The organism is Desulfococcus sp. (genome assembly GCF_050178255.1).
Lineage (GTDB): Bacteria > Desulfobacterota > Desulfobacteria > Desulfobacterales > Desulfococcaceae > Desulfococcus > Desulfococcus multivorans.
In genome coordinates this window covers 1-5,330 of sequence record NZ_JBFXGG010000078.1, presented here as the reverse complement: position 1 = coordinate 5,330, position 5,330 = coordinate 1, and the positions used below count along the sequence as shown (strand labels likewise).

At 57.0% G+C, this 5,330-nt stretch carries 5 protein-coding genes and 1 riboswitch; of the genes, 2 read left to right on the top strand and 3 right to left on the bottom strand.

From position 1 onward, the window contains the following. Both AB7S84_RS12905 and AB7S84_RS12900 read left to right on the top strand, forming a co-directional pair. Positions 1 to 2,072: NAD(P)/FAD-dependent oxidoreductase (locus tag AB7S84_RS12905; protein ID WP_428154876.1), on the top strand; the 2,072-nt coding region annotated here is incomplete at its 5' end. 104 nt (positions 2,073 to 2,176) lie between these two features. Continuing rightward, positions 2,177 to 2,632 (top strand): ferritin-like domain-containing protein, encoded by a 456-nt coding sequence (locus AB7S84_RS12900; protein WP_020877419.1) that lies wholly within the window; start codon positions 2,177 to 2,179, stop codon positions 2,630 to 2,632. 123 nt (positions 2,633 to 2,755) lie between these two features. Here the strand turns inward: AB7S84_RS12900 and cobI are convergent, their stop codons facing one another. From cobI to AB7S84_RS12885, 3 genes are all read right to left on the bottom strand, one after another. Continuing rightward, positions 2,756 to 3,472 carry a precorrin-2 C(20)-methyltransferase gene (gene cobI, locus AB7S84_RS12895; RefSeq protein ID WP_020877418.1) on the bottom strand — a complete coding sequence of 239 codons (717 nt, stop codon included), beginning with the start codon at positions 3,470 to 3,472 and terminating at the stop codon, positions 2,756 to 2,758. A 186-nt stretch (positions 3,473 to 3,658) separates the two neighbouring features. Then, positions 3,659 to 3,843, bottom strand: a riboswitch (cobalamin riboswitch). Positions 3,844 to 3,897: 54 nt separating this feature from the next. Then, the gene (rbr, locus tag AB7S84_RS12890; protein WP_020877417.1) at positions 3,898 to 4,419 is read right to left on the bottom strand and encodes a rubrerythrin; all 522 of its coding nucleotides are present in this window, start codon (positions 4,417 to 4,419) and stop codon (positions 3,898 to 3,900) included. A gap of 2 nt (positions 4,420 to 4,421) precedes the next feature. After that, positions 4,422 to 4,919: a Fur family transcriptional regulator gene (locus tag AB7S84_RS12885; RefSeq protein ID WP_020877416.1), complete on the bottom strand. Its 498-nt coding sequence runs from the start codon at positions 4,917 to 4,919 to the stop codon at positions 4,422 to 4,424. Positions 4,920 to 5,330 lie beyond the last annotated feature (411 nt).

Below are 5,330 nucleotides of genomic sequence, written 5' to 3'. Positions count from 1 at the left end.
TGAACACCCAACGTCAAAAAAAGTCGGTCTTATCGGACGGGAGCAGGGTCTGTATTGTCGGGGGCGGGCCTGCGGGCGCACTTTTCGCCGTTCACCTGCTCCGGGAGGCGAAGTGCGCAGGGCGGAGGCTGTCCGTTACGATCATCGAGAAAAAAGCCCAGCGTCATCCCGCAGGCCGGATATGGCAACGCAGGGGGTGCAACCACTGCGCGGGCGGCATCTCGCCGCGGCTGCATGCGCTTCTGCGCGAAAAGGACCTGGCGCTTCCCGAGGTGTTGATTCAGGAGTCCTTTACCCATATCTGGATCCACGGGCTCTGGAAGAATTTTCCCCTGAGGGTTCCGGCCGGGCAGCGGATGACGGCGGTGTTCCGCGGAAGCCTGCCCGGCGACCGAACGGACGGCGGGAAGGGTTTCGACCACTTCCTCCTGGAGAAGGCCGTTGCGGAAGGGGCCGACATCCTGACCGGAGAGGCGCGGGAGATCCGGTATCTGCCCTCGGGAAGGCCGCTGCTTGTGGTCAAAACAGCGGGGGCGGCGGCGAAGGCGGTCGATGCGGATTTCGTCGCGTTGGCTGTGGGCGTCAATCCGCGGCCGGGGCAACCCCCTTCCGAAAACCGTCTCTTTCAGTCCTGCCGTGCGATCATGCCCCGCTTCAGGCCGCCGGAGGTGCGGCGCACCCTGGTCCTGGAACTGAAGCCCGGACGCGGCTACCTCAGAAAGGTCATGGACCGGGAGCTCTATTTTATCGAATCCGGCTCGAAGGCGCTGCCGCTGGAGCATATCGCCCTGGTTCCCAAAGGGGATTACCTTACTGTCGCCCTGGTGGGCAGGAGCGTCGACAGGGCCGACCTGCCCCGGGACACCCTGAAGATCGCCCGGGATTTCCTCGCGCTCCCTCATATTCGCGCCATCCTTCCCCACCTGCCCATGGAAACCATCCCCGTCGCTTGTGCCTGCAGCCCGTTCATGGCGGTCAGGCCCGCGAAATTCCCGGTGGCTGATCGCATCGCCATGGTCGGCGACGCCCTGGGCGCAAGACTTTATAAAGACGGACTCTATTCCGCGTTCGTCACTGCGGAAGCTCTGGCGCGGACCGTCATTCACGAGGGGATCGACGCGGAAAGCCTCCGGGCGGGATACGGTCCGGTAACCGCCTGGCTGGAAACCGACACCCGTTACGGCAGGCTGGTGTTCGGGTTGATCCGGACGGCATTCTCCTCCCCCCTCCTGAGTCGGATCCTTTACCAGGCCTTTGCCACGGAGATGAAGTTTCGGGAAAAAGAACGGTGGCACCTGGGAAATGTCCTCTGGAGAATCGGCAGCGGCACCGCCGACTATCGGGACGTCTTTCTCGATTTGATCAGCCTTCCCGTGATCCGTTCCATTACCGTCGGTGCTTTCAAGACGGCGCGGAATCTGCTGACCGAGGCGGCTTTCGGTATCCGTTGGGAACAATACGGACGGTATCCGACGGTCATCATCAAGGAAAAAAGAGACTATTTCAAGCGCTCCATCGCCGGGCCTCTGGGGGTGACCCTCGATGTCGAGCCCGAGATGGAACGGATGTATGCCGTCAAGATCCGGGCGTCGGCCCGAAGCATCTTCAACGAGCTGAAAAAATTCGGGGACCCGGACCGGCGGTTCCTCAAACTCAGGTTCGTTACGGTGCGACGAATCTCGGGTGTTCCCGCCGAAGTGGGAACGGTAATCCGATACCGCCTCGGTCGATTGCCCGTTTCCATGGATGTCCGTCTGGTTCGGGCCATTCCCGACAAAGCCCTCCTTTTCGAGGTTCAGGAAGTCTTTTCGGAGCGGGGGCGGCTGCTCTTCGATATCACGCCGACGAAAGACGGCAACAATCGTCTGGTCATCTATACCGCATTCGATTTCAGGAAAGGGCGGGGCTTTCCCGGGAGGATGCTCTGGGCGATCTTCAAAGGGATCTTTCCGGCGTATGCCCATGACGTGGTGTGGAACCATGCCGTCTGCTGCATCAAGGCGGAGGCCGAGAGACGCGAATCCGAACGGGATTGGGGGAGCGTCGACATCGGGGCGGGAGGCCGCGGGTGAACACTGAATTTCAGGATTGATATCCTTTGGTGCATGTATTAGCTTGAACCATGACCAAGGATTGACAATTTGTTTCCGACAACCGACTTGCAAGGGGAGGATGCATGAACCGAGCGGAGTACGACACGATTTTGAAGGACGCCATTCAAAGCGAGATCGCGGCTCAACGGTTTTACCGGGACGTTGCCGGCAAAATGAAGGATGCCTTTCTGAAGGACCTGTTTCTGGGCTTTGTCCGGGAAGAGAAGAAGCACCAGGAAATCCTGGAGGGGTTTCGGGCGGTCATACCCGAAAAACTCCCCTTCGACGAGGAGCGGGATTACCACGTTGCCGAAACCCTGCCGGATCCCGTGGTTTCGGCCGACATGACGCCCAGCGACGCTTTCGCCCTGGCCATGAAGAAGGAAGAGTCGGCCATGAACCACTACACCGCACTCGCCGGCGGCTGCACCGATCCCAGGCAGAAGGAGATCTTTATGGAACTGGCCGCCATGGAACGGGATCATAAGCAGAAGATGGAGAGCGCCTTCGTGGATATTGGATATCCGGAAGTCTGGTAGGAAAGAAGCGTCGGGATCGAGGGGCCGCAATGGCGGGCATCGGTTTTCCGGGCGAGAAATCAAACAGGGAGACCGCTGTTCCGGCATTGAAAACAGCCGTCGTCCGTCGTGATCGCGGTGGAATCAGGGGTTCTGCTTTGCGATGATGATGGTCCAGTAGCCGGGTTTCCGATCCTTGAAAGCGCGGATGTCGCGGATGATCTCCTCCTGGGGCAGGCTGCAACAGCTGATGCCGACGCTGTTGTCGACCATATTGCTTTCCTCCAGGGCCAGGGAAATGTCGGCGGCATTGCGGTATGCCTTCAGAAAAACAATGTTTTCGGGTCGTGGAGAGGTGTTCCGGAGGCGATCTCCCCCCTTGACTCCCGACGTGATGAGCAGGGACTCCTCCCCCTCCACCAGGGGCGTGTTGAGACGGGAAGCGCAGGCCTGATAAGAGGTGATGCCCGGTACGGTCTCTATGGGAAGATCGGGGCGGATCGCCAGAATGCTTTTCAGGACATACCCGTAGGTGGAATAGGTCATTGGGTCGCCCAGAGTAATGAACGCCGCCTGTTTTCCCGCCGATACGTGGGCGATGATGGTCTGGGCGTTTTCCCGCCACGCCTTTTCGGTTTCGATCTTGTCCCTGGTCATGGGAAAGGGGAGTTTGATGATGGGGGTGTTTTCAGGGATATGGTTCCTGGCGATGTCGACGGCCATACTGTAGGTGTTCTTGGATGAAGAGGCGGCAAAAACCACATCCACCCCACCCAGGATACGGACGGCCTTGAGGGGAATCAGTTCAGGATCCCCGGGGCCGACGCCGATGCCGTAAAGTTTTCCGGTTGCTGTCATCATGGCAGTTCAATGCACCTTATTTATAGCACGGATGTCCATGCCGTCATGTCGGGCGGCCTCGCCTGTTCGAGAGAAGGCGCCCGCAGGTTGGGCAATAAAAAAACCCTTCAAACCCATTGGGCTTGAAGGGTTGCACCCAGTTTCTTGACCCTTTCAGATTGCCGGCGTCTCCATTCATCGTAGAGAAGGACAGGCGTGTCCAAGGCAGGTCTTCTGGTTTTCGGATCGTCCTACTATTCGCACCTTCCCATTTGTGTTTCACAAACAGTGGTATTCGCGAATTTTGTCCCCGATTACAGCGGCGGGACCACTCCCGACTTTCACGGGATTCCCATTTTAAGCACTGCGGCACCTTGAACGATATTCAAATATCCTCTGATAGAAGAATTATCGAAGCTTGTCAAGGCATAATCAGACGGACGCGGTTAGAAATCCATGCATGCCGGTTCGTAATATTCCTTCGGTTTTTTGCAGGACGGGCACTTGGGGGGCGGTTCCTTGCCTTCGACAATATAGCCGCAGACGCTGCATTTCCATTTGATGGGTTCCTCCCGTTTGAAAACGGTCCCGGACTCCACCATGGCCAGAAGCTTTTTGTAGCGCTCCCGGTGATGCGCTTCGATTTTCGCGACCTGCTGAAAGGCGATGGCGGCGAGCTTTTCTCCTTCGGCTTCGGCTTCCTTGGCAAAGGTGGGGTACATGCTCTGGACCTCGTAGTCCTCGCCGCCGATGGCCGCTTTGAGATTTTCGATCGTGGTGCCGAGGCCGTTCAGCATCTTGAAATGGTCCAGGGCGTGCTGCTTTTCGTTTTCGGCGGTCTCTTCAAACAGCTTGGCGATGTAATGATAGCCTTCTTCACGGGCGATTTCCGCAAAGAAGGTGTACTTGTTCCGGGCCTGGGATTCCCCGGCGAAAGCGGCCTGCAGATTTTCCTTGGTCTTGCTCATTCCTATTTTCCTTTCTGTTTTGGATTTTCGTCATGATGGGGCGTGCCGTGAGGTTGCGACGTTTTTTTGCTGCATGCGTTACAGATGCCTTTCAACACGATGCGCTTGTCCAGAATTTGAAAGTCCGCGGGGACATCCTCGGGATCCGCCAGACTGTCGAAATACCGGTGGTGGAAATCCGTGATGCTGCCGCATTGAATGCAATGCAGGTGGTGATGGTCCGAGACGTTCGCATCGAACCGCTTGGCGCCGCCGAAGATCTCGACGACGTTGGCAACGCCGATATGGACGAACGTCAGCAGCGTTCGATTGACGGTGTCAAAAGAGATGTTGGGATAGTCTCTTTTGACAAGCCGGTAAAGGACGTCGGCCGAAGGGTGCATGTCGGACTGCAACAGTTCCCTGTAGATTGCCACGCGCTGGGGCGTAATTTTCAGGTGATGTCGGTGACATGTATCGATGAACGCTTGAATTTTTTCGGTGACGTCCTGCCTGCTCATATAACTACTAAATAGGAATTAATCCTATTTGTCAAGTACAATTTCAGGGAAGGCATGGATATTTTCAAGGATGCCGATGTATTCGGAAAGTACAAGAGGCTATGAATCCCGGGCGGGAACCGGGAAGAATCGGCAGCCGATGCCGTTTTTCTGCCAGACTGCGGACTGTAACCCGCTTCGGGATGAGACACATTTTTGACATTCTGGATTTTTATCCCCATATTGAATCCGTCAATAACATCTGTCAACCGGAACGGGATTGGAAGCCTCTTGTCCTGAAAAGGAGGAAAGCATATGAATATCGGGTACCGCCTGCTGATCTGCCTGGGCATCGTCATTCTGCACTTTGCGGCGTTCGCCGTGCCTGTCGCCGAACTCTTCATGATCTATGTCATCCTGTTCAATCCGCGC